Raw genomic sequence first — 23,231 nt, forward strand, 5'->3', positions numbered from 1 at the left:
CGCGGTGAACGAAGGCCACCTAGCCGCAGCGCCCCCTATTGCGCAAGCAAACGTGGCACGATGATGGCTGTAAGACCTGTCAGAACAACTGCGCCCCCCGTGGCCCAAAGCGCTTTTTTGGCAAGCATGGGGTTTTTCGGCGCCGCTTCTTCCGTTCCGTCAATCGTGGAATCGTCTTCCCACTGCCCCTTCACGCCGATCGGAAGAACGACAAAAAAGGACAGCCACCAGGCAATGGTGAAGACAACACCAGCGCCGAAAATGGTCATCAGTGGGCTTCCTTCGGGGTTTCCATCAGTTCGATCAGGACACCGTTCGAATTCTTCGGGTGGACGAAAATGATGGGAGTGCCATGGGCGCCAATCCGGGGTTTTCCGAGGACTGTGGCACCACGCTTGCCCATCTCTTCGACTGCTTCGTTGATGTCATCCACTTCAAAGCAGACATGATGCTGGCCGCCTTTCGGGTTCTTCGTGATGAAGTTGGCGATAGGGGATTCGGCGTTCAACGGCTCGATCAGCTCAATCTGGCTATTCGGTAGATTGACGAAACAGACCTTTACGCCCTGCTCCGGCATGTCGAACGGCGTGGTGATATCTTTGGCGCCATAGAGTGTCCGATAGGTTTCGCAGGCGGCTTCAAGATCCGGCACTGCGACACCGACATGGTTCAAGGGACCAATTTTAAACTCTGACACGGGTTTCAACTCCTCAGGACGATCACTTCTATTACGGGACGGTGACCAAATGTTTCAAGACAAGCCTTCCGCAGGGCGCGGCCGACGGTACGCTCGACTGCATCATCGTCCATTCGGTCGCGTTTCTTCATGCGACCAATTGCATCCTCGGCCGCGATCTCAAGCGGCTCGATGCTCTCATCAGCAAGGCGACCATCGGTTTCCGACAAGCCTTTCGCCAACACGATGGGGCCGTCGAGTATGTCTCCATCATCGTCCAGCGTCATGGACGCGAAGATAATTCCAGCCCAGGAAAGCTTCCGGCGTTCCTCAATTCCCTGCGCACCTTCCGGCACCAGCCGATCCCCATCCAGAAACAACCGACCGGCTGGCACGACGTCAACAATCTGGGCCTTTCCCGGTGCGATCCGGATCAGGCTGCCATTTTGCGGCGTTACAGCATGGGGAACCTGCAGTGATTTCGCGAAATTGGCATGTTCCATGATGTGCCGACGCTCGCCGTGCACGGGAATTGATACTTGCGGGCGCACCCATCCATACATGCGGCGCAGTTCGTCCCGGCAAGGGTGACCGGAGACATGTATCGGATATGGCACCATGCGCGGCGTGATCACCCTGACGCCCTGCTCTGCCAGTGCATTCTGAAGCGCAAAAATCCCCTTTTCATTGCCTGGGATCTGTCGGGACGAGAAGATCACTGTGTCGCCTTCATGGAGCGACACATTACGATGATCCCGCCGTGAGATTCTCGTCAATGCGGCCCGCGCTTCACCCTGACTTCCCGTACAGAGATACAGGATGTGTTCGGCGGGAATCTGGCTCGCTTCGGATTCGTCAATGAATTCCATATGCGGCGGCAATATGCCGACGGATTTTGCCGCGTCCGTAATGCGATGCATGCTGCGCCCGACCAGGCATACAGCCCGGCCCGCCGACTCGGCAGCTTCAACGATCGATTTCACGCGTGCCACATTTGATGCAAATGTGGTCACGGCCACGGCTTGTTTCTGCTCGGCGATCAGATCTATCAGCCCTTGCTTCACCGACTCTTCGGACCCGGACTCCCCTTCTTCGAAGACATTGGTTGAGTCACAGACCATGGCGAGAACGCCTTCATCCCCCAGGGCAGTCAGGCCTTTGACATCCGTAGCAGATCCGATCTGGGGATCCGGATCGATCTTCCAGTCGCCGGTGTGCAGGATCGTGCCCAGCGGCGTCTTGATCGCCAAGGCGTTCGGCTCGGGAATTGAGTGAGTCAGCGTGACATAGGTAACCTCGAACGGCCCGGCCTGAACTGTTCCGCCCAGCGCAACCGGCTTGAGCCAGGACGGGTCCACGCCCCGCTCAATCATTTTCGAGCGCACGAGCTCTGCCGTGAATGGCGTCGCATAGATCGGGGCCTTTGTTTGCAGGCGCGGATACAACAGGCCGACTGCGCCGATATGGTCCTCATGCGCATGTGTCAGGAATACCGCGTCGATCTTCTCCCCGATCAGATATTCGGGATCAGCGCAGATCAGGTCGATCCCCGGCGTCTCAAGTGATCCGAACGTCACACCAAGGTCGGCAATGATCCAACGGCGGTCGTGCGCCGGGCCGTAGCCATAGGCATTGAGGTTCATGCCGATCTCATCGCAGCCCCCCAGGGGGAGGAAAACCAGCTCGTCCTCTATACCGTTCGTGTCTGCCATAGGTCTCAACTGTTCCGTTTGTAGATTTCGAGCAGGCCACGAATGGTAATATCCTGATCGTAATAATCTATTGTTTTGCTGGCACCTTCAAAGAGGGAGGCCACACCGCCGGTGGCAACCACTTTCATGGGCTTTCCATATTCAGCCTTGATGCGGGTTACGAGCCCATCAATGAGATCGATGTATCCCCAGAAGACACCTGACTGCATGGCGCTGATCGTGTCTTGGCCGATCACTTGGGCTGGTTTCTGGATCGCGATGCGTGGCAGCTGCGCCGCCGCATCATGTAGTGCCCGCATGGACAGGTTGATACCGGGAGAGATGATGCCGCCCTCAAAGCCGCCATCTTCCGCCACAACGTCAAACGTTGTCGCCGTTCCACTATCAATCACAATGAGATTGCCGGAATAGGTCATGTGCGCCCCGAGCGCGCTCACAATCCGGTCGGCCCCCACCTGTTCGGGCCGGTGAATGCGCACTTCAACACCCGTTTTCAGATTGGGATCCCCAATGAACAAGGGCTCGAGATTGAGATATCGACGCGCAAGATTACGAAAATTGAACTGGGCTTGAGGTACGACGGTTGAAATCACGCATCCTTTGATGTGCTTCAAGTCCATCCCATACATGTCCGCCAGCCGCCACAACCATGCCGCGTGGTCGTCGGCGGTCTTGGTGGCATCGGTCGCGCTGCGCCACTGGTTGACCCAGGTCTCGCCGTCATGAATGCCGAACACCGTGTTCGTGTTGCCTACATCAATTGCCAGCAGCATCGCTTAGCCACTCCCTATCAGGCTGACATCACCAGCCCGGACTATCTCCTGACGTCCATCGGGCAATCTGAGCACCAGCGACCCGTCTTCCGCCATATCTTCCAACACGCCTATCAGGGGATCGCCGTTTCGCGAAACCGAGATCGTCTGACCGAGCCCCTCAGCGACCTTCAGCCAATCTAGCCGCAACGTCTCAAATCCTTGCCGCGCTTGTTCAAGACGACGCCCAAACGCATCGCGAAGCGCCGTCAGGACATCTTCCGGGGTCAGGACTGCGTCGCCCCTTAAAGAATGCAATGATGTTGCCATTTGGCCAGCGCCCTCAGGTGCGGAAGTCACATTGATCCCAATGCCTGCGGCGACCCAGAACTCAGCGCCTTGCCCGCCGGTTTCGATCAAAATGCCGGAAATCTTGGCGCCATTCACGCGCGCATCGTTGGGCCATTTCAAACGGACGGGGGCGTCTGGAGCGAGCTGCGCAGCCACATCAGATACAGCCAATGCCCCGGCGAAGGGAATACGAGAGGCTACTGGAATGCCGCCGGGCTCATGAAACAGCGCAGTGGAAAACAAGTTTCCAGACGGCGAGATCCATGGACGCTGCAAACGGCCGCGCCCAGCTGTCTGAGCTTCTGCGATAAGCCAGCAATCGTCGAAATCGCCAGCCTTCGCCCGTCGCCTCGCTTCGGAATTTGTGCTGTCTATGACGCCAAGGTGGTAGACGGGCCAGGTTAAGCTCAACCTGCAAGTCCCAGAGCCGCTGTGCCCGCCCACCCTGATAGTGCGCTTATGAAGAACAGGAACAGGATACCGGCAATCAGCGCTGCGAGCAGAACTGTGATCGTAACCGGGCCATCGACCGCCTCGAAACGCTCTGTTGGCTCATCAAACCACATGATCTTGATCAGACGGAGATAATAGCCAAGCGATACGACAGACGCGAGCACGAGAATTATGACGACTGGCATCAAACCGGCCTCAACCCCGGCGGACAACACTTCCCATTTTCCAAAGAATCCACCGAACGGTGGAAGACCCGCCATTGAGAAGATCAGAATGGAAAGAGCTATCGCCAGCACGGGGCGCTTGCGCATCAAACCACCAAGCTCGTTAATTCCTTCCACCATTCCGCCTTTACGACGCATGGCAAGCACGCCCATGAACAGGCCAAGCGACGCAATTACGTACAGCGTCATGAAGACCAGCAAAGGCCCCGCACCCAATTCCGGACCCGCGGCTACAGCGACGAGCGCGTAGCCCATATTCGCAATCGATGAGTAGCCGAGCAGACGCTTGATGTTGGTCTGTGTCAGCGCGCCCAGCGAGCCGATAATCATCGACAGGCCGGCAATGATGCAGAGGATCAGCTGCCACTGGTCGATCACGTCGCCAAACATGGTGAACATGACATTCGCGAAGACCACCATGCTCGCCATTTTGGGCGCGGAGGCGAAGAACGCAACGACAGGTGTCGGCGCGCCTTCATAGACGTCCGGCGTCCAGATATGCATTGGCGCAGCAGAGACTTTGAAGGCGAGACCGACAATCATCAGGACCATGCCGAACATCATGCCGATCGATGGGTCCGCTGCAGCGATCACGGCATATTCTGTCGAACCGCTGAACCCGTAGACGAGTGATGCGCCATACAGCAGCATGCCAGATGCAAGCGCCCCCAAAACGAAGTACTTCAAGCCAGCTTCGGACGCCTTGGCAGAATCCCGATGGAACGCAGCCAGCACATAGGAAGACAGACTAAGCGTTTCGACGCCCATATAGAGCGTCATCAAGTCAGCCGCCGACAGGATCATGCCCATGCCGAAGGAGGCGAGCAGTATCAGCAGGGAATATTCATACCGGATGGTACCATGCCGCTTCAGGAAACCCTCAGATGTGAGCAGCGCAAATCCTGCCAGGACATAGCTGACAAATTTCGCGAAGTTCACGAACGTGTTCGTACGAACGAGGCCATTGAAGGCTTCGCCGCCTTCATAGTTCATCAGAGAAAACGCGGCGGCCGCAAATAGGGCAAGAGCGCCGAACTTGATAGATACGCTGTTGAAACGATCCTTCAGCGTGGCGCCCACAAGCACGCCAATCAAGGCAGTCGCAACGAGCCAGAGTTCAGGCCCAACAGTCAGTATCATGGCAGTGAAATCAATCACGAGATCAGCCTCCCGCCATCAGGTTCAGAATGCGCAAGGCAGAACCTTCGGTAATGTTGAAAATCAAATTGGGTGCAACACCAAACAGGATTGTGAGGATTGCGAGTGGAGCAATGCAGATCCATTCAATCCTGTTCATATCCTTAATCGTGTTCAGATCAGGATTGGTGATTTTTCCAAACACTGTCCGGCGATACAGGGTGAGCATATAAACGGCCGAAAAGATCACACCAAGCGCGGCGCCAAACGCTGCCCAGGTTGAAGCCTGGAAGCCACCGACCATGGTCAGGATCTCGCCGATGAAGCCAGACGTGCCCGGAAGACCGACATTGGCCATGGTGAACAGCATGAAGAACGTGGCATAAACCGGCATCCGGTGAACCAATCCGCCATAGGCGGAAATTTCACGAGTGTGCATCCGGTCATAAACGACGCCAACGATCAGAAAGAGCGCGGCGGAGATCAGGCCGTGGCTCAACATCTGAAAGATGGCGCCCTGTACGCCGGCTTCGTTGAAGGCGAATACGCCGAGCGTAACAAAGCCCATATGCGCAACTGACGAATATGCGATCAGTTTCTTCATGTCCGTCTGACGCCACGCGACCAGCGATGTGTATACGATCGCGATCACCGCTAGTGCGAACATCATCGGCTGAAACAATTGGCTCGCGTCCGGGAACATGGGCAGTGAAAAGCGCAGGAAGCCATAGCCGCCCATCTTCAGAAGGATGCCTGCCAGCAAAACGGATCCCGCAGTCGGTGCCTGCACGTGCGCATCCGGCAACCATGTATGGACCGGCCACATCGGCAACTTCACGGCGAATGACGCCATGAAGGCCAGCCACAGCCAGGTCTGAACGTTCGGATCGAAGGAATACTTCTCCAGAATCTCGAAGTCAGAACTACCAGCAACCTGGTACATGTACACGACGGCCACGAGCATCAGCAGTGAACCTATCAGCGTATAAAGGAAGAATTTGAACGCCGCATAGATCTTGTCCTTGCCGCCCCAGATTCCGATGATCAGGAACATTGGGATCAGTCCAGCCTCGAAGAAGATATAGAACAGGACGAGATCCATCGCGGTGAAGACACCGATGATAAAGGTTTCAAGAACGAGAAAGGCGACCACATACTCTGTCACACGCTTGTGGATCGAGTTCCAGCTGGCGAGGAGGCAGATAGGGATCAGGAAAGTGGTCAGCAAAATGAGCGAAATGGACAGGCCATCAATGCCCATCTTGTAGCTGATGTTACGATACCAGCTGTATTGCTCCACCAGCTGGTAGCCCGACTGGGACGCATCAAACGCACCAAATGCTGCGAGCGATGCAATGAACGTGGCGCCAGATATGATCAGGCCAGCCAGAAGCGCTGTGCGCCCCTCGGTATCACTGGACGATGCATCTCGGCTGCCAGCTGTCGCTGCGCGCACGAGCATGATGATGAGTGCACCTGCCAGCGGCAGGAACGTCATCGCTGAAAGAATGGGAAAACCGCCCATTAGTTGGCTCCTCCAGCGCGCAGCCACAGTATTCCGCCGAATACAAGTGCAGCACCGATAATCACAAATGCGTAGTGGTAGAGATATCCGGTATGCATCTTCGACAAGCGCCCAGCCGAAGCCTTGGTCACAGCCACAACACCATCAGGCCCGATGCCGTCGATGATCTTTTTGTCAGCCTTCCAGAAGAGATTGCCGAGCATGGCCGAGCCCTTGATGAGCGTGGCTTGATAGATCTCGTCAAAATACCATTTGTTGTAGAACAGCGAGTGCAACGGACCGCCACTGTCGGCGACACGCTTACCAACACCCCGGTTGAAGTAATAGGTGAACGTCGCAATCAGGAAGCCGGCAATCGTGACGACCAGCGGTGCGTACAACACCCATTCAGGCACATTATGACGATCATGAAGGACATGGTTCTCTGCGGCGCGATAGATCGCGCCAGCCCAGAACGCCTCATTATTGCCGTCCACGAACGCGTCGTAGAAATAAACGCCCGCGAAAATCGCCCCTAGGCTGAGCAGCCCCAGCGGCACCAGCATGACGAGCGGGCTCTCATGCGGCGTGTGATCATGTGTGTGGCTATGTGCGTCATCAGCCGCATGCGCATCTTCATGAGCGTGGTCATCATGATCATCATGCGCTTCCCACGTCTTCGGACCGTGGAACGTCATGTAGATCAGGCGCCAAGAATAGAAGCTCGTCAGGAAGGCTGCAATGAGGCCGAACCAGAAAGCTACCTGACCGAACATGACCTTGGACTGGCCAGCGGCGAAAGTGCTTTCCAGGATGGCGTCCTTGGAGAAGAAGCCAGCGAAACCGATCTGGGTGTGCGGAATACCGAGGCCGATAATGGCAATCGTCCCGATCATCATGGCCGCATAGGTGAGCGGCATGAATTTGGCGAGCCCGCCCATGCGACGCATATCCTGCTCATGGTGCATGCCATGGATAACCGAGCCAGCGCCAAGGAACAGAAGCGCCTTGAAGAAGGCGTGCGTGAAGAGGTGGAACATGGCCGCTTCATAGGCGCCGACACCTGCCACGAAGAACATGTAGCCAAGCTGGGAACAGGTCGAATAGGCGATCACGCGCTTGATATCGTTTTGCGCCATACCAACCGTGGCCGCATAGAGCGCGGTCACCGCACCCACGATGGTGATCATGCCTGCGGCGTAGAATGTGTACTCATAGATCGGCGACAAGAGGCAGACGAGATAGACGCCTGCGGTCACCATGGTTGCGGCGTGGATCAGGGCCGATACAGGGGTCGGACCTTCCATCGCATCCGGCAACCAGACATGCAGGAAGAACTGGGCCGACTTGCCCATAGCGCCAATGAAGAGCAGCACGCCGATAACTTCCAGCGCGTTCAGATTCCAATGCAGGAACGGAATCACCAGGTCCCGGACCGGTGCCGCTTCCGTGAAGCCAACGGGCACAACGGCCGCATTGTTGCGCACGGCGTCCAGTACGGGACCGAACTCGACTGAACGGAATACAAAGAAGACGGCCATGATACCCAGCGCAAGGCCGAAATCGCCTACACGATTGGTAACGAATGCCTTGATGGAGGCGTCGTTCGGCGCCTTGTTCTGGTACCAGAAGCCGATCAACAGGTAGGAGGCGAGACCCACGCCTTCCCAGCCAAAGAACAGCTGGATGAAATTGTCAGCGGTGACCAGCATGAGCATCATGAAGGTGAAGAGCGACAAATAGCTGAAGAAACGCGCCTTGTGCGGATCCTCGCTCATGTATCCCCAGGAATAGAGATGCACGAGGCCGGATACGCCGGTGATCACCGCCATCATCACAATGGACAACGTATCGACGCGGATTGCCCAATTCGCCTGGAATTCGCCGACGCTTATCCAAGGCATGAGGGTAATCACATGCTGTTTGATTTCCATGCCCGTCGTTGCGGCGACAAGACTTGCATGATGCTCCTCGGTGCCCGTGTGACCGCCAAGACCTGCCACATAGGCAAACAGTTGGATCAGCGACAGCGCGCCTGCTGATAGTACGACAGCAGTGGTCAGCCCCATGACGACCTTGTCGCCAATCTGCTTGTGCACCAGGCCGGTCAGTGCCACGAGCCCCGGCGCAAGGACGATGTACAGGATCAGGATATCTGGAAGCATCGCCTTACCCCTTCATCAGGTCGACATTTTCGACCGAGATATCACCGCGGTTGCGGAAGTAGACGACGAGAATGGCAAGACCAACAGCTGCCTCGGCTGCTGCAACTGTCAACACCAGCATTGCGAAGACCTGCCCGGCAATCGTGCCACTGAATACCGCAAAGGCGATGAGGTTGAGGTTCACCGACAACAGGATCAGCTCAATCGCCATCAGGATGACGATGATGTTCTTGCGGTTCACAAAGATGCCTACGACCCCGATTGTAAACAGGGCCGCCGAAACGGCGAGAAAATGGGAAAGCCCAAGGTCCATGTCTTAGATCCCCTGCCCCGGAGTGGGGTCTTTCAATTCATAGGCATCGCTGCGACGGCGCGAGGTCTGTTTGGCAATGTTCTGACGCTTGGTCTCTGGACGGTGGCGCAGCGTCAGCACGATGGCACCAACCATGGCAACGAGCAGGATGATGCCCGCCATCTGGAACAGCAGCAGGTATTGCGTATACATTACCTGTCCTATGGCCTCGGCATTAGTCTCAGCGCCCGGAGATGCATCGAAATTGGTCTCCATGTCTGCCGTGCCGATCACCGATGCCAGCACGATTTCGGCGGCAAATATGATCCCGACAAGCACAGCGAACGGCCAGTATCTCAGTGTGCCGCGCTTGAGCTCGACGAAGTCGACGTCCAGCATCATAACGACGAACAGGAACAACACAGCAACCGCGCCGACATAGACAACGACCAAAAGCATGGCCAGGAACTCAGCGCCAATCAGCACAAGCAAACCGGCCGATGAGAAGAATGCGAGAATGAGCCACAACACCGAATGAACGGGGTTGCGCGCCATGATCACCGACAGCGCCGATACGAGCACGACGGCCGCGATCAGATAGAAAGCGATGACTGCCACAGCCCTACTAGGCCCCCTTCCTTGCAGGGCAGAATGCCCCATGAGTTAATAGTTTCGGCGGCCTAGCGATAAGGCGCGTCGAGTTCCAGATTCTTGGCGATCAGTCGTTCCCAACGATCTCCATTCGCGAGCAGGCGGTCCTTGTCATAGAACAGCTCTTCGCGCGTTTCAGTGGCGAATTCGAAGTTCGGCCCCTCCACAATGGCATCGACCGGACAGGCCTCCTGACAGAAGCCGCAATAGATGCATTTCACCATGTCGATATCATAGCGTGTGGTACGACGGGCACCGTCTGCGCGCGGCTCAGCCTCAATCGTGATGGCCTGCGCCGGGCAGATTGCCTCACACAATTTACAGGCGATGCAGCGCTCTTCACCGCTGGGATAGCGCCGCAAAGCGTGTTCCCCGCGAAAGCGCGGCGAAAGAGGATTTTTCTCAAACGGATAGTTCACCGTTGCCTTGCGCGTGAACACTTCCCTTGTCGCCACGACGAGCGCGCCGAGGAAATCGGTCAGGAGCGCGCCGCGGATGGTTTGAGCCAGACTCATGACTGAACTCCCAGATAAACGACATAGCCGGACACAATCAGAACCGCGACGAGCGAGGTTGGCAGGAAGATCTTCCACCCCAGGCGCATCAGTTGGTCATAGCGGTAACGAGGGACAATCGCCTTCACCATCGCGAACATGATGAACAGGAACAGGATCTTGAACATGAACCAGAACAAGCCGGCGAACGCGTTCACGAAGGGATGGTCGCGGACGAACTCCTCGCCCAGTGCGAATGGACCATGCCAGCCGCCCAAGAACAGAATCGTCATCAGGGCGCACATCAGGACGATGTTAAGATACTCGCCCAGCATGAACAGCAGGTAGGGCGTTGAGCCGTACTCCACTTGGTAACCAGCGACGAGCTCGGATTCGGCTTCCGGCAAATCGAAGGGTGGCCGGTTCGTCTCAGCGAGCGCTGAGACGAAGAAGATAATGAACATCGGGAACATGACGACAATCAGCGGGAAGTGCTGGAAACTGAAGGCATGCCAGGTCCAGATACCGCCTTCCTGAGCGTTGACGATATCCGTCAGGTTCATGGAGCCGACGAGCAGAATGACGGTCACAATAACGAAACCGATCGAAACTTCATAGGAAACCATCTGCGCCGCCGAGCGCAGCGCGCCGAGGAACGGATACTTGGAGTTCGACGCCCAGCCGCCCATGATGATGCCATAGACGCCCAGCGAACTGATTGCGAACAGGTAAAGCACACCAACATTAAGGTTCGAGATAACCCAACTGGTGCCGCTTGCCGTACCGGGCGCAACCGGAATCGCCGCCCAGGCTGCGAAGGCCAGCGTACAGGTCAGGATTGGCGCGATGAGAAAGACGGTCTTGTTCGCACCAGCCGGAATCACGATTTCCTTGAGCAGGAATTTTCCGAAATCGGCGAATGACTGCATCAAACCGAAAGGCCCGACGACGTTCGGACCTTTGCGCATCATCACACCAGCCCAGACCTTACGGTCCAAAAGCAGGAGAAATGCGATCGATAACAACAGGACGAGCGTGAACAGTGCGATCTGTCCGAGGACCAGCAATGGCCCCCAAAGTTGCCCGAGAGACTCGACGTAGTTGCTCATGGCGCCCGCCCTACTCCGCTGCTACCGGAGTGTCCAGCGCTGAGGCCAGCGCAGAACATTCGGCCATCGTCTTGGACGCCCGTGCGATCGGGTTCGTCATATAGAAATCGTCAAACACCGGACGGAATGTCGCGGTCGTAAGGATTGTCGGAGCGGTCGTGATTGGTGTTTTGAGGGCCTCCGCACCCATCGCGCCGGGCGCGAATCCCAGCCCGGAAAAAGTGGTACTTTCACCCTCATGACCGCGCAACTCAGCGCGCAGCGCATCGGCGGTGTCATAAGGTAGTTTCTTGCCAACGACCTCCGACAAGGCTCGGAAAATAGCCCAGCCTTCGCGCGCTTCGCCTTTTGGCTGCACAGCGCGGCTGGTCATCTGGACGCGGCCTTCTGTGTTCACAAAGGTTGCCGACATTTCGGTGTAAGCGGCACTCGGCAGAATGATGTCCGCGCGTGCGGCCCCCGCATCTCCATGCGAGCCGATGTATATGACCTTCGCATCGCCAAGACCCGACAGATCGAGTTCGTCAGCTCCGAGTAGCACAACGGTATCCATACCACCGGACAGTATTTCTGCTGTCGCAGCTCCGCCCTCGCCGGGCACAAACCCGATGTCTAGCGCACCAACACGACCTGCCGCGTTGTGAAGAACGCCAAATCCGGCCCAACCGTCCTTTACCGCACCAATTTCGTTTGCCAGTTCCAGCGCTTTTGCGAGAACTGCCGCGCCATCTTCGCCGCAGAGTGCGCCCTCACCGACGACGATCATCGGTCGCTCGGCATCCGAGAGCACTTTGCCGAAGTCCGAATTGCGAATATCTGTGAGGGCTGATGCACCATCACCGAGCCAAGCATGCTCATATGTCAGATCCGCTGCTTCGCCGATACGACCCACTTTCAGGTCAGCCCAAAGCCATGCCTTGCGGATGCGCGCATTCCAGACAGCGGCTTCAACGCGCGGATTCGTACCGATCAACAGCAAGGCGTCAGCATCTTCTACGCCAGCCAGTGTGCCATTCAGGATATAACGTTCGCGCACCCCATCCGTGCCATATTGCGCCCCGGCGGGACGACAATCTGTATTCTGCACACCGAGCCCTCGGAAAAGATCAAGCGCTGCCTTGGCCTGCTCAACCTCGATCAGGTCTCCGGCGACAACGCCGATTTTTTCAGGGGATGCCGACAGCGCCTCTTTCACGGCCGCAAAAGCCTCGCCCCAATTAGCCGGGCGCAGTTTGCCGTTCTCGCGAATGTAAGGCTTGTCGAGGCGTTGGCGGGCTAGGCCATCCCAAATGAAACGGGATTTGTCCGACAGCCACTCCTCGTTGATGCCTTCGCTCACTTCAGGAAGGATACGCATCACACCATCGCCCTTGGCGTCCACGCGGATCGCTGCGCCCATGGCGTCCATCACATCAATAGAGGATGTTTTACGCAGCTCCCACGGGCGCGCATTGAACGCGTATGGCTTGGACGTCAGCGCACCAACCGGGCACAGATCGATGACGTTACCAGACAGTTCGGATGTCAGACTCTTTTCCAGATAGGTTGTGATCTCAGCATTCTCGCCACGCGAAATCATGCCGAGTTCCTCGACCCCCGCCACTTCGGCAGCAAAGCGTACGCAGCGCGTGCACTGGATACAGCGGGTCATGATCGTCTTGACCAGCGGGCCCATATTCTTGTCTTCGACGGCGCGCTTGTTCTCGTCATAGCGACTGCCGGCGCGGCCATAGGCCATGGCCTGATCCTGCAAGTCGCACTCGCCGCCCTGGTCGCAGATCGGGCAATCCAGCGGATGGTTGATCAGCAGGAATTCCATGACGCCATTGCGGGCTTTTTCCACATAGGCGCCCTTGGTGCGGATGTTCGGTGCCGATCCATCCCGGTTCGGACGCATGTCACCCACGGTTTGCGCGCACGAGGCAATCGGTTTCGGCGCGCCTTCCCATTCGACCAGGCACATGCGGCAGTTTCCGGCCACCGACAGGCGCTCATGATAACAGAAGCGCGGAATCTCAGCGCCCGCTTCCTCGCACGCCTGCATCAGCGTGTAATGGCGCGGCACTTCGATGTCCTGGCCATCGACATTCAACTTGAAAAGGTCGTCGGACATATCTCTACTCCGCTGCCACGACTGCACCCTGCACCATGGCGCGCGGCAGTCTGTACTGGTTGATGCGATCCTCAATCTCATGGCGGAAGTGGCGGATCAGGCCCTGAATCGGCCAGGCCGCTGCGTCACCGAGTGCGCAAATCGTGTGGCCTTCAACCTGCTTGGTTACATCCAGGAGCGTCTCGATCTCATCATGCTCGGCTTCGCCTTTGACCATTCGCTCCATGACGCGCCACATCCAGCCGGTACCTTCACGGCACGGCGTGCACTGGCCGCAGCTTTCATGTTTGTAGAAATATGCGAGGCGGGCAATTGCCTTGATCAGGTCGGTGTCCTTGTCCATCACGATCACCGCCGCCGTGCCCAGGCCTGATTTAAGGTCCCGCAGTGTGTCGAAATCCATGTAGGCGTCCATGATCTGCTCGGCCGGCACCATCGGCACGGACGATCCACCGGGGATCACCGCCTTGAGATTGTCCCAACCACCCCGGATACCGCCGCAGTGATTATCAATCAGCTCACGGAAAGTGACCGACATTTCTTCTTCGACATTACATGGCTTGTTCACGTGCCCGGAAATACAGAACAGTTTCGTGCCCGCATTGTTTGGACGGCCAAATCCGGCAAACCACTCAGCACCGCGGCGAAGAATGGTCGGAGCCACTGCAATCGACTCGACATTGTTTACTGTTGTTGGGCAGCCATACAGGCCAGCATTGGCCGGAAACGGTGGTTTCAGCCGGGGCTGTCCCTTCTTGCCTTCAAGGCTTTCCAGCAAGGCTGTCTCCTCGCCGCAAATATAGGCACCGGCCCCGTGATGGACATAGAGATCGAAATCCCAGCCATTCACATTGTCCTTGCCGATCAGCTTAGCCTCATAGGCCTCCTTGACGGCTTTCTCGAGCGCATGCCGTTCATTGATATATTCACCACGCAGGTAGACATAGCATTTATGGGCGCGCATCGCGCGGCTTGCCACCATGCAGCCCTCAATGAGCAGATGGGGATCATGCCGCATGATCTCGCGGTCTTTGCAGGTACCGGGCTCGGACTCGTCAGCATTGACGACGAGATAGTGCGGTCGATCACGCACTTCCTTCGGCATGAACGTCCATTTCAGACCGGTCGGGAAGCCAGCGCCGCCGCGACCACGCAGGCCGGAGGCCTTGATCTGGTCGCATATCCAGTCTGGCCCCTGAGCCAGCATCTCCTTGGTGAGGTGCCAGGCGCCGCGTTTCTTCGCCGCTTCGAGGTCTGGTGAGTGCAAACCATAGAGGTTTGTGAAGATGCGATCCTTGTCCTGCAGCATGGCCTAGTCCTCATCATCCTTGCTGGAGGCAACTTGCCCCGCATCGACCCGCTTCGAGAACTCGGTCTCGCCACCCGTGGCCAACTCTTTTGCTTGCGCGATCCAGTCTTCCCGCTCAATGCGACCCGGGAAGCTCATATAGTCTTCAACCCAATCAACATTGGCTGGCGTCCAGTCCGCGATCTGCCGGAAGGTGAAGATGCCGAGCTCATTGAGCGCATCTTCGTTCTTAGGGCCGATACCTTTGATGCGCTTCAGATCATCATGGCCTTCAGCAGCGATCGTGACCGATTCCGGCTTTTCTCCGGAAACAGCAGCAGTCGCAGATCTCTCGGCGGTTTCTGTCTTCGAGATCAGCGTCGTCTTGCCGGTGTTATCCTTTTGGGGGACTTCACGTTGTGTGTTCGTCGGCGCGGATTCCGCTGGCTTGCCAGCAGCCGTCGGCTCTGGTTCTGGCTCTGCGGTCGGTAAATTGGGCAACGCAACCGACTGGTTACGTGTACCGTCGAACAATTGCGGATCGGTCAGAATGGCCGTGCCACCTTCCGGCGCGCTATTGATGCGGTCAACTTGTGGGCCGGGATGCGCCTCGACGCCATTCTTCAGCTTGTTGAGAATCATCCCCAGCGAATCTGGCGTCAAATCTTCGAAATAATCGTCATTCACCTGAACCATCGGCGCATTCACGCACGCGCCAAGACACTCAACTTCTTCCCAGGATAGACGGCCGTCATCGGTCACGAACATTTGCTTGCCGATCTCGGTCTGGCAGACCTCCTTCAGCTTTTCGGCGCCGCGCAACTGGCAAGGCGTCGTGCCGCAGAGTTGGATGTGGTACTTTCCGACCGGCTGCAGACGGAACATCGTGTAGAAGGTCGCGACTTCATAGACGCGGATATACGGCATCTCCAGACGGTCGGCGACTTCACGCATTGCAGGCTCGGATAGCCAGCCACTATTGTCCTTTTGCGCCAGCCACAGCATCGGGATCACCGCAGACCGCTGCTTGTCAGCCGGGTACTTGCCGCGCCAGAACGCAATCTTCTCTTCGGTCTCGGGCTTGAACGCGAATGTGTCGCCTCCAGCCTCCATGTCAAAACGGCGTAGTGCCACTACTCGCCCCTCTTCGAAAAACAGCGACGGGCTTCATCCTTGAGAGGATGTTCGTCAAAAAAGCGTGTCTGCGCAGTACTCATCGGTCGATTTCCCCGAACACGATATCGAGTGAGCCCAAGATGGCGGACACGTCCGCCAGCATGTGACCCTTGCTGAGATGGTTCATCGCCTGCAGGTGCGGATAGCCCGGCGCGCGAATCTTGGCGCGATACGGGCGGTTCGTCCCGTCTGAGACGAGATAAACGCCGAACTCGCCCTTCGGCGCCTCGATAGCGACATAGGTCTCGCCTTCCGGAACATGAAAACCTTCAGTGTACAGCTTGAAGTGATGGATCAGCGCTTCCATCGAATTCTTCATTTCGGCGCGACGCGGCGGCGCAAGCTTTGAACCGGGCACAAGGACAGGCCCGGGCCCCTCCTTTGACATCAGGTCAATGCATTGCTGCATGATCTTCACCGACTCGCGCATCTCTTCCATGCGGCAGACATAGCGGTCATAATTGTCGCCATTCCGTCCAACCGGAATTTTGAAGTCGAGCTCGGAATAGCATTCATAAGGCTGCGAGCGGCGAAGGTCCCAGGCAAACCCGGACCCACGCACCATTACGCCCGAGAATCCCCACTCCATGATGGTCTTCTCATCGACCAGGCCGATATCGACATTGCGCTGTTTGAAGATGCGGTTCTCGGTGACCAGGCTCTCGATGTGATCGAGCTTTCCGGGGAACTGCTCACACCATTCCGCAATATCGTCGATGAGGTTCTGCGGCAGGTCCTGATGGACGCCGCCAGGGCGGAAATACGCGGCATGCATGCGGCTGCCGGAGGCGCGCTCATAGAACACGCACAGTTTTTCACGTTCTTCAAAACCCCAGGTAATCGGCGTCAACGCGCCTACGTCGAGGATCTGCGTTGTTACATTCAGCAAGTGCGACATGATCCGGCCGAGCTCTGAATAGAGCACGCGAATCAGGCTTGCCCGCCGGGGGACTTCGACGCCCAGCAGCTTCTCGACTGCCAGGCACCAAGCGTGCTCCTGGTTCATGGGGGAGCAATAGTCCAGCCGGTCGAAATATGGCATTCCCTGCAGGAATGTCTTGTACTCCAGCAGCTTCTCGGTGCCGCGATGCAGCAAGCCGATATGGCTGTCCACACGGGTCACGATCTCGCCGTCGAGATCGAGAATCATACGAAGGACGCCGTGGGCGGCCGGATGTTGAGGACCGAAATTCAGTGTGAACTTTCGGTCTTCCATTTCGGAGATGTGCGCGGTGTCAGCCATTATTCAGAAGGCTCCTCGGCTTTCTCGTCCCCGGGAATATGACTGGTCATACCCTCCCACGGTGAGAGGAAATCGAAATTGCGATATTCCTGCGGCAGCTCGACCGGCTCATAGACGACGCGCTTTTCAAGGTCGTCGTAGCGCACTTCATAATGGCCTGTCAGGGGGAAGTCCTTGCGCAGCGGGTACCCCTCAAAGCCGTAATCGGTGAGGATGCGGCGAAGGTCAGGATGATCGGAGAACTGGATGCCATACATGTCGAAGGCTTCCCGTTCGAACCAGTTTGCGGCAGGCCAAAGCCCGACAATACTCGGAACGGGCGTGTCTTCATCGGTCCTGATACGTACCCGCACACGATGATTCATCCGCATCGAAAGAAGATGATAAACGACTTCGAACCGCTCGGTCCGCTCCGGATAGTCGACCCCACAAACATCGACAAACGTCTCGAAATTGCACTGCTGGTCGTCGCGCAGGAAGCGCATCAGGCTCACAATGTGATCGCGCTCGGCAAACACAGTCAGCTCGCCAAGCGTCACGTCCGCAGACTTGACGGCATCCGGCTGGCGCGCGGCGATGTGAGCGCCCAGCTCACCCAGGGCTTCGATAGCTTCTGTGGTCATCATGTCAGCTCCTACCGTTCCAGCGAGCCTTCGCGGCGAATCTTTTTCTGTAGCTGCAAGAAGCCGTAAACCAGCGCTTCAGCAGTCGGCGGGCACCCCGGAATATAGATATCGACCGGCACGATTCGATCGCAGCCACGGACAACGCTGTAGCTGTAATGGTAATAGCCGCCGCCATTGGCACAGCTACCCATGGAAATCACATAGCGTGGCTCCGGCATCTGATCGTAAACCTTGCGCAGGGCTGGCGCCATCTTGTTGGTCAGGGTGCCGGCAACGATCATCACGTCCGACTGGCGGGGTGAACCGCGCGGCGCCATACCGAAGCGCTCAAGATCGTAGCGCGGGTTGCCAGCATGCATCATTTCCACGGCGCAGCAGGCAAGGCCGAACGTCATCCACATCAGGGAACCGGTACGCGCCCAAGTGATCAGATCGTCGGCTGCGGCGGTGAAATAGCCTTTATCAGCCAATTGGTCTGACAGGCCGGTGTAGAACGGGTCGTCATTGCCGGGCTGAAAGCCGCCTTCGACTCCCGTCCGCGCGCCGCCAAGAGCATATGTCTTGTAATCGTCAGCCATTATTCCCACTCCAGCGCACCGCGGCGCCACTCATAAACAAATCCGATGGTCAAAACACCGAGGAAACCAACCATGGACCAGAATCCGACCAGGCCAATCGTTCCAAGGCTTACCGCCCACGGGAACAGAAATGCCACTTCCAGGTCAAAGATGATGAACAGAATCGCGACGAGATAGAATCGCACATCGAACTTCATCCGCGCGTCGTCAAAAGCGGGGAAGCCGCACTCATATGCTGAGTTCTTTTCCGGATCGGGATTGCTGGGCGCCAGAAGCACCGAACCTAGTATGAATAGGCCGGAAATCACGGCACCGATGACCAGAAAAATGATCACGGGCAAATAGTCGAGTGCCAAGCGTTCGATCTCTGACATGGTACCTTGTCTCCTGCCGCAGGGGTGGCTTGATCTGGCGCCGGATTAGGACGGTTTCGCCTATGGCGCAACAGACAGACGCAATATATCGCAGCAACTCAGTCTAGCCTGAATTATTGTCCAACTCACGTGCACTATACTGCGGCGGTGCGTCACGGCGCAAAGCAGAACGGGCGCAGCAGGCTCGGCGCCATAGCCATGAATTCAATCGGCTTTTTGCGATCCATTCGCACCCAAAGGATCAGTGAGCAGGTACGCCGAGTGCCTCTAGCGTTTCAAACGACAACTGACCCACACCCAAGCCCTGCTCCCGCTGGTACTCTTTCAGCGCGCTCATCGTTGCGGTCCCGAATTTGCCATCAATTTCGACCGCATGACCGACTTGTGAAAGCGCTTCCTGAAGGGCAGTAATCGTCTCGGGAGATATATCTTCGTCGCACAACACAGTCTTCCATTCTGCCCTCCCCTCGCCTGTCACGATCCGTTTCTCGACCGTGCGGTACCTCGCCGGGATCGAGACGATTTCTTCACGGGCGGGCTTGACCAATTGTTCGATCATGAGAGTTTCATGCTCCGCTGGTATCGTAACCGGCTCGACACGTGCCGGTTCGACCAGGACCTGCTTCACGAGCGTATGATACTCTGCTGGAACTATGCGTGTCTCGGACTGTTCAGGCTTCACAATACGCGTGCGTGTAATTGTCTTGTACTCGGCCGGGACCTCGACCGACACAAGCACGTCATTCTGAAAAGCTTTGCTGGCCTCGTCCTCGCCGGCAATCTCGCGACCAGCCACCTCGTCCTTCAAATCCAACGTCGAATAAGCCTGCCGGACCAGCACTTGTTCGGTGTAGGTTTCGTATTCTGCCGGGATCACAACCGTCTCTGTTCGTTCCGGCCGGACCAGCACTTGCTCTGTAACCGCCTCATAGACTGCAGGCACGATTCTATACTCGGTCGCGGCCTGTTTGACCTCGACCAACCGCGACACTGTTTTGTATTCGGCGGGATAAATACGAATTTCGGTGCGTTCGGGCTCGTGCAGCACCTGCTCGGTCACGGTCTCGAACGTTTCCGGAATCAAAACAGGCGCATGGCAGGTTCCAGTTATGTTTTCGGCCAGCGCTGGTCCCATCATCAGAAGGCCAGCAGTTGTCGCGATCATCGGTTTGAGTTGCATGAACCTGCTCCAGCCGCCACCGAAACATACACGCGTTCCAGTCTACCAATCGCCACGCATTTCAACCATGCACTCATATTCCGCAACCCTCCCCGCACCAAGGGATACACACCCGCCACGCAATTTCATCTGCGCTCAATTTACCGAGACACTGGTGTTCTGTGCTCCAGCCAGTAATAGAAAGCCGAATCCCAGCCCCGAGGTACTCCATGATCCCCAGATACACCCGTCCCGAAATGGCAGCCATTTGGTCTCCCGAATCCAAATTCGGCATCTGGCTGGAGATAGAGACCCTCGCAGCCGAAGCCATGGAGCAGAAGGGTCTGATCCCGGAGGGAGTCTCCGCAGCGGTCCGCGAACGTGCGGCGTTTGACGTCGATCGAATCGATGAAATCGAGCGGGAAGTGAAGCATGACGTCATCGCCTTTCTGACAAATGTTGCAGAACATGTTGGTGACGAAGCGCGCTTTTTGCACAAGGGCATGACCTCTTCAGATGTCTTGGACACATGTTTCAATGTTCAGCTTGTACGTGCAACCGATCTCCTGCTGGTTGGTGTAGACCGCGTCTTGGCTGCACTGGAAAAACGGGCCTTTGAACACAAGCTGACACCCACAATTGGCCGCAGTCACGGGATTCATGCAGAACCCACTACATTCGGTGTGAAACTTGCCGGCTATCATGCCGAATTCCAGCGCGCACGGACCCGCCTGGTGCTGGCTCGCGAAGAAGTGGCGACATGTGCAATCTCCGGCGCAGTTGGCACATTTGCAAATATTGACCCGTCAATTGAAACTCATGTTGCCGAAAAGCTCGGTCTCAGCGTCGAGCCCGTTTCTACCCAGGTCATCCCGCGCGACCGCCATGCCATGTTCTTCGCAGTCTTGGGTGTGATTGCGTCTTCTATTGAACGGCTTTCAACAGAAGTACGTCACCTCCAGCGCACTGAAGTGCTCGAAGCCGAAGAGTTTTTCTCGGCGGGCCAGAAGGGCTCATCCGCCATGCCACACAAGCGCAATCCCATTCTGACGGAGAATCTTACGGGTCTTGCCCGGCTTGTCCGATCCGCTGTGACGCCTGCCATGGAAAATGTTGCGCTCTGGCACGAGCGCGATATCTCGCACTCCTCGGTCGAACGTGGGATCGGCCCGGACGCGACTGTGCATCTTGATTTTGCGCTGCACCGTCTTGGCGGCGTGATCGAGAACCTCTTGGTCTATCCCGAAAACATGATGAGCACGATCGACAGCATGGGTGGCCTCCACAACTCGCAACGCATCTTGTTGGCCCTCGTCGAAAAAGGCGTCAGCCGTGAAGACAGCTATCGTCTGGTCCAACGCAATGCGATGCGGACCTGGAAGAAGGAAGGCGATCTCCTCGACCTGCTCAAACAGGATGAGGAAGTATCATCCCGACTGACAGATTCCGAACTCGAGTCCTTGTTCGACCTTGGCTACCATTTCAAACACGTGGACACGACCTTCGAGCGCGTTTTCGGACGCTCCTGATACAAGGTCATTTGAGGACGGCGATTAGATCCTGCTAAGCGCCGTCCTTGCCTTCTCGGCAACGGACGACCACGCGCCAGTGGTTACATCCTTCTCCGTCGCGATCCACGAGCCGCCTACTGCCACCACATTTGGCAGGGACAGATACTCACCCGCATTATCGGCGCTGACACCGCCCGTCGGCATGAATTGGAGATGCGGCAGCGGTCCGGACAGCGCCTTGAGCGCGCCTACGCCGCCAGCAATCGCGGCCGGAAACAGCTTCAGCATCTTGAACCCTTCCTCATAGCGCGTCATCGCTTCGCTGGCGGTCGCCACGCCCGGAATTGTGATGCCCATATAATCACCGAGTGCGTCCAGCAGGCCGGGGGACATGCCGGGAGACACAAGGAAGTCGGAACCGGCATTCATTGCGTTCACAACGTCCTCCTTCGTCAAGACCGTCCCCGCCCCCACGATCAAATCCGGCTGCGCCTTCTTCATTTCCTCAATGACCTTCAAGCCACTTGGCGTGCGCAGCGTCACTTCAGCGATCGTGAGACCGCCCTCAACAAGCGCGCGCGCCAATGGAGCTGCTGCGTCCACATCAGGCACCACAAGCACAGGAACAATCGGTGCCCGTTGGGCGGCTGCTTTCAGGGCATCAAGCGAGGAATTCATTTAAGCGTCTCCTGGGCATAGTAGGCAGCAGCGCCAATCAGAGGCGCCTCGGGATCGTGCATAAGGCGTACCGGACAATTCGCAAGGTAGCCAGACATCGGTCCACGTTCACGGAACCGGGCAACCGACTCAGGTCGTCGCAGATAATCAACGATTCGCTCAGTTACCCCACCGGCCAGAACGACACCGCCAAGCGCCCCATTTGCGAGCGCCAGATCGCCGACTGCCCCCATGACGGCTTTCGCGCGCATGGCGATCAGTTGATCAAACATCTCGTCACCTTCGTCAGCCCGGTGACGCATTTCCTCAGGCGAGATGTCTTCCAAATTGCGCCCGAAGACTTCGCAAAATGCGCGATGGACGAATTCGAGTCCCATGCCCGACGCAACCAATTCGTTCGATACATAGCCCTGAGTCCGCATGAGAACACTCGCTATGTCGAATTCCAATGCATCCCTTGGCGCATAGGCGATGTGCCCGCCCTCACCCGTGAGAACCTGCCAGGCATCGTCGCCCAGGGGAAACAAGGATGCCACACCGAATCCGGTGCCAGGCCCGGCTACTATTACAGGCAGTTCCGGTATTTCTTTTCCAGGCAAGATTTCCTCAAAATAGTCTCCGGAATGCTCAGGCACCGATCGGGCCATGGCGGTGAAATCATTGATGATTTTAATGTCATCAAAACCAAACACCTCGCAGAGGTGCCGGGCTGAGACGTGCCAATCCCGATTGGTCAGCATGACTTCTCCGTCCCGCACAGGGCCGGCCATGGCAAAACAGGCATGCTTCGGCTCTAATCCGGTGTCTTGCAGGTATCGGCGCAACGCAGCGGCAAATGTTTCGAAACTATCCCCGGACAGTTTTGAAAAATCACTGATCTCAACTTTGCCGCCGCGCCTCTCAGCCAAAGCGAACCTGACATTGGTTCCCCCTACATCCCCAACCAAAACGGGCTCACCCATCAG

At 57.0% G+C, this 23,231-nt stretch carries 23 protein-coding genes; 1 reads left to right on the plus strand and 22 read right to left on the minus strand.

Features of this window, described 5'->3' with window-relative positions; translation table 11 throughout:
- Positions 1 to 35: 35 nt before the first annotated feature.
- The 20 genes from CFA77_RS09520 to CFA77_RS09615 form a co-directional block, all read right to left on the minus strand.
- A complete protein-coding gene (locus CFA77_RS09520) occupies positions 36 to 269 on the minus strand; it encodes a DUF1467 family protein (protein WP_206990494.1) in 234 nt (77 codons plus the stop codon).
- Positions 269 to 697, minus strand: coding sequence for a methylmalonyl-CoA epimerase (mce, locus tag CFA77_RS09525; protein WP_206990495.1), 429 nt, complete (start codon positions 695 to 697; stop codon positions 269 to 271). Before mce ends, CFA77_RS09520 begins: the two co-directional genes overlap by 1 nt.
- Positions 698 to 702: 5 nt before the next feature.
- Positions 703 to 2,388, minus strand: coding sequence for a ribonuclease J (locus CFA77_RS09530; RefSeq protein WP_206990496.1), 1,686 nt, complete (start codon positions 2,386 to 2,388; stop codon positions 703 to 705).
- A 5-nt stretch (positions 2,389 to 2,393) separates the two neighbouring features.
- Positions 2,394 to 3,161 carry a type III pantothenate kinase gene (locus CFA77_RS09535; RefSeq protein ID WP_206990497.1) on the minus strand — a complete coding sequence of 256 codons (768 nt, stop codon included), beginning with the start codon at positions 3,159 to 3,161 and terminating at the stop codon, positions 2,394 to 2,396.
- Between the two features lie 3 nt (positions 3,162 to 3,164).
- Positions 3,165 to 3,902, minus strand: coding sequence for a biotin--[acetyl-CoA-carboxylase] ligase (locus tag CFA77_RS09540; RefSeq protein WP_206990498.1), 738 nt, complete (start codon positions 3,900 to 3,902; stop codon positions 3,165 to 3,167).
- On the minus strand, positions 3,899 to 5,326 hold the full coding sequence (gene nuoN, locus CFA77_RS09545) for an NADH-quinone oxidoreductase subunit NuoN (RefSeq protein WP_206990499.1): 1,428 nt from the start codon (positions 5,324 to 5,326) through the stop codon (positions 3,899 to 3,901). Before nuoN ends, CFA77_RS09540 begins: the two co-directional genes overlap by 4 nt.
- Before the next feature lie 4 nt (positions 5,327 to 5,330).
- Positions 5,331 to 6,830, minus strand: a complete 1,500-nt coding sequence (locus tag CFA77_RS09550) for an NADH-quinone oxidoreductase subunit M (RefSeq protein ID WP_206990500.1) — start codon at positions 6,828 to 6,830, stop codon at positions 5,331 to 5,333.
- Positions 6,830 to 8,974, minus strand: a complete 2,145-nt coding sequence (gene nuoL / locus CFA77_RS09555; RefSeq protein ID WP_206990501.1) for an NADH-quinone oxidoreductase subunit L — start codon at positions 8,972 to 8,974, stop codon at positions 6,830 to 6,832. The genes CFA77_RS09550 and nuoL overlap by 1 nt, the downstream gene beginning before the upstream one ends.
- 4 nt (positions 8,975 to 8,978) lie before the next feature.
- Positions 8,979 to 9,287 carry an NADH-quinone oxidoreductase subunit NuoK gene (gene nuoK, locus CFA77_RS09560; protein WP_034812289.1) on the minus strand — a complete coding sequence of 103 codons (309 nt, stop codon included), beginning with the start codon at positions 9,285 to 9,287 and terminating at the stop codon, positions 8,979 to 8,981.
- 3 nt (positions 9,288 to 9,290) lie between these two features.
- Positions 9,291 to 9,884, minus strand: coding sequence for an NADH-quinone oxidoreductase subunit J (locus CFA77_RS09565; RefSeq protein WP_034812287.1), 594 nt, complete (start codon positions 9,882 to 9,884; stop codon positions 9,291 to 9,293).
- Between the two features lie 62 nt (positions 9,885 to 9,946).
- A complete protein-coding gene (nuoI, locus tag CFA77_RS09570) occupies positions 9,947 to 10,432 on the minus strand; it encodes an NADH-quinone oxidoreductase subunit NuoI (RefSeq protein WP_034812285.1) in 486 nt (161 codons plus the stop codon).
- Positions 10,429 to 11,520, minus strand: a complete 1,092-nt coding sequence (gene nuoH, locus CFA77_RS09575; RefSeq protein ID WP_206990502.1) for an NADH-quinone oxidoreductase subunit NuoH — start codon at positions 11,518 to 11,520, stop codon at positions 10,429 to 10,431. Before nuoH ends, nuoI begins: the two co-directional genes overlap by 4 nt.
- 10 nt (positions 11,521 to 11,530) lie before the next feature.
- The gene (nuoG, locus tag CFA77_RS09580) at positions 11,531 to 13,633 is read right to left on the minus strand and encodes an NADH-quinone oxidoreductase subunit NuoG (RefSeq protein ID WP_206990503.1); all 2,103 of its coding nucleotides are present in this window, start codon (positions 13,631 to 13,633) and stop codon (positions 11,531 to 11,533) included.
- A 4-nt stretch (positions 13,634 to 13,637) separates the two neighbouring features.
- On the minus strand, positions 13,638 to 14,942 hold the full coding sequence (gene nuoF, locus CFA77_RS09585) for an NADH-quinone oxidoreductase subunit NuoF (RefSeq protein WP_206990504.1): 1,305 nt from the start codon (positions 14,940 to 14,942) through the stop codon (positions 13,638 to 13,640).
- Positions 14,943 to 14,945: 3 nt separating this feature from the next.
- Complete coding sequence (nuoE, locus tag CFA77_RS09590) at positions 14,946 to 16,055, minus strand: NADH-quinone oxidoreductase subunit NuoE (RefSeq protein WP_206990505.1); 1,110 nt, start codon at positions 16,053 to 16,055, stop codon at positions 14,946 to 14,948.
- A 79-nt stretch (positions 16,056 to 16,134) separates the two neighbouring features.
- The gene (locus tag CFA77_RS09595) at positions 16,135 to 17,340 is read right to left on the minus strand and encodes an NADH-quinone oxidoreductase subunit D (protein ID WP_206990506.1); all 1,206 of its coding nucleotides are present in this window, start codon (positions 17,338 to 17,340) and stop codon (positions 16,135 to 16,137) included.
- On the minus strand, positions 17,340 to 17,966 hold the full coding sequence (locus CFA77_RS09600) for an NADH-quinone oxidoreductase subunit C (RefSeq protein ID WP_242517303.1): 627 nt from the start codon (positions 17,964 to 17,966) through the stop codon (positions 17,340 to 17,342). The genes CFA77_RS09595 and CFA77_RS09600 overlap by 1 nt, the downstream gene beginning before the upstream one ends.
- Positions 17,967 to 17,974: 8 nt before the next feature.
- Positions 17,975 to 18,544, minus strand: a complete 570-nt coding sequence (locus tag CFA77_RS09605; RefSeq protein WP_034812271.1) for an NADH-quinone oxidoreductase subunit B family protein — start codon at positions 18,542 to 18,544, stop codon at positions 17,975 to 17,977.
- On the minus strand, positions 18,544 to 18,918 hold the full coding sequence (locus CFA77_RS09610) for an NADH-quinone oxidoreductase subunit A (protein ID WP_034812269.1): 375 nt from the start codon (positions 18,916 to 18,918) through the stop codon (positions 18,544 to 18,546). The genes CFA77_RS09605 and CFA77_RS09610 overlap by 1 nt, the downstream gene beginning before the upstream one ends.
- A gap of 241 nt (positions 18,919 to 19,159) precedes the next feature.
- On the minus strand, positions 19,160 to 20,098 hold the full coding sequence (locus tag CFA77_RS09615; protein ID WP_206990507.1) for a peptidoglycan-binding domain-containing protein: 939 nt from the start codon (positions 20,096 to 20,098) through the stop codon (positions 19,160 to 19,162).
- Between the two features lie 209 nt (positions 20,099 to 20,307).
- Here CFA77_RS09615 and purB point away from each other — a divergent pair, with 209 nt between their 5' ends.
- A complete protein-coding gene (gene purB / locus CFA77_RS09620) occupies positions 20,308 to 21,606 on the plus strand; it encodes an adenylosuccinate lyase (protein ID WP_206990508.1) in 1,299 nt (432 codons plus the stop codon).
- 24 nt (positions 21,607 to 21,630) lie between these two features.
- On the opposite strand, the gene eda is transcribed toward purB, so the two are convergent.
- Together eda and CFA77_RS09630 are read right to left on the minus strand one after the other, a co-directional pair.
- Positions 21,631 to 22,266: a bifunctional 4-hydroxy-2-oxoglutarate aldolase/2-dehydro-3-deoxy-phosphogluconate aldolase gene (gene eda, locus CFA77_RS09625; RefSeq protein ID WP_206990509.1), complete on the minus strand. Its 636-nt coding sequence runs from the start codon at positions 22,264 to 22,266 to the stop codon at positions 21,631 to 21,633.
- Positions 22,263 to 23,228 (minus strand): glucokinase, encoded by a 966-nt coding sequence (locus tag CFA77_RS09630; protein WP_206990510.1) that lies wholly within the window; start codon positions 23,226 to 23,228, stop codon positions 22,263 to 22,265. The genes eda and CFA77_RS09630 overlap by 4 nt, the downstream gene beginning before the upstream one ends.
- Positions 23,229 to 23,231 lie beyond the last annotated feature (3 nt).

The organism is Hyphomonas sp. KY3, assembly GCF_017309975.1.
Taxonomy (GTDB): Bacteria; Pseudomonadota; Alphaproteobacteria; order Caulobacterales; family Hyphomonadaceae; genus Hyphomonas.

Excerpts from the sequence above, each read along its gene's own strand:
- CFA77_RS09520 (WP_206990494.1), bottom strand. The coding sequence starts at position 269 with ATGACCATTTTCGGCGCTGGTGTTGTCTTCACCATTGCCTGGTGGCTG.
- CFA77_RS09530 (WP_206990496.1), bottom strand. The coding sequence starts at position 2,388 with ATGGCAGACACGAACGGTATAGAGGACGAGCTGGTTTTCCTCCCCCTG.
- CFA77_RS09535 (WP_206990497.1), bottom strand. The coding sequence starts at position 3,161 with ATGCTGCTGGCAATTGATGTAGGCAACACGAACACGGTGTTCGGCATT.
- CFA77_RS09550 (WP_206990500.1), bottom strand. The coding sequence starts at position 6,830 with ATGGGCGGTTTTCCCATTCTTTCAGCGATGACGTTCCTGCCGCTGGCA.
- nuoL (WP_206990501.1), bottom strand. The coding sequence starts at position 8,974 with ATGCTTCCAGATATCCTGATCCTGTACATCGTCCTTGCGCCGGGGCTC.
- nuoK (WP_034812289.1), bottom strand. The coding sequence starts at position 9,287 with ATGGACCTTGGGCTTTCCCATTTTCTCGCCGTTTCGGCGGCCCTGTTT.
- nuoI (WP_034812285.1), bottom strand. The coding sequence starts at position 10,432 with ATGAGTCTGGCTCAAACCATCCGCGGCGCGCTCCTGACCGATTTCCTC.
- nuoH (WP_206990502.1), bottom strand. The coding sequence starts at position 11,520 with ATGAGCAACTACGTCGAGTCTCTCGGGCAACTTTGGGGGCCATTGCTG.
- nuoG (WP_206990503.1), bottom strand. The coding sequence starts at position 13,633 with ATGTCCGACGACCTTTTCAAGTTGAATGTCGATGGCCAGGACATCGAA.
- nuoF (WP_206990504.1), bottom strand. The coding sequence starts at position 14,942 with ATGCTGCAGGACAAGGATCGCATCTTCACAAACCTCTATGGTTTGCAC.
- CFA77_RS09595 (WP_206990506.1), bottom strand. The coding sequence starts at position 17,340 with ATGGCTGACACCGCGCACATCTCCGAAATGGAAGACCGAAAGTTCACA.
- CFA77_RS09600 (WP_242517303.1), bottom strand. The coding sequence starts at position 17,966 with ATGATGACCACAGAAGCTATCGAAGCCCTGGGTGAGCTGGGCGCTCAC.
- CFA77_RS09605 (WP_034812271.1), bottom strand. The coding sequence starts at position 18,544 with ATGGCTGACGATTACAAGACATATGCTCTTGGCGGCGCGCGGACGGGA.
- CFA77_RS09610 (WP_034812269.1), bottom strand. The coding sequence starts at position 18,918 with ATGTCAGAGATCGAACGCTTGGCACTCGACTATTTGCCCGTGATCATT.
- CFA77_RS09615 (WP_206990507.1), bottom strand. The coding sequence starts at position 20,098 with ATGCAACTCAAACCGATGATCGCGACAACTGCTGGCCTTCTGATGATG.
- purB (WP_206990508.1), top strand. The coding sequence starts at position 20,308 with ATGATCCCCAGATACACCCGTCCCGAAATGGCAGCCATTTGGTCTCCC.
- eda (WP_206990509.1), bottom strand. The coding sequence starts at position 22,266 with ATGAATTCCTCGCTTGATGCCCTGAAAGCAGCCGCCCAACGGGCACCG.
- CFA77_RS09630 (WP_206990510.1), bottom strand. The coding sequence starts at position 23,228 with ATGGGTGAGCCCGTTTTGGTTGGGGATGTAGGGGGAACCAATGTCAGG.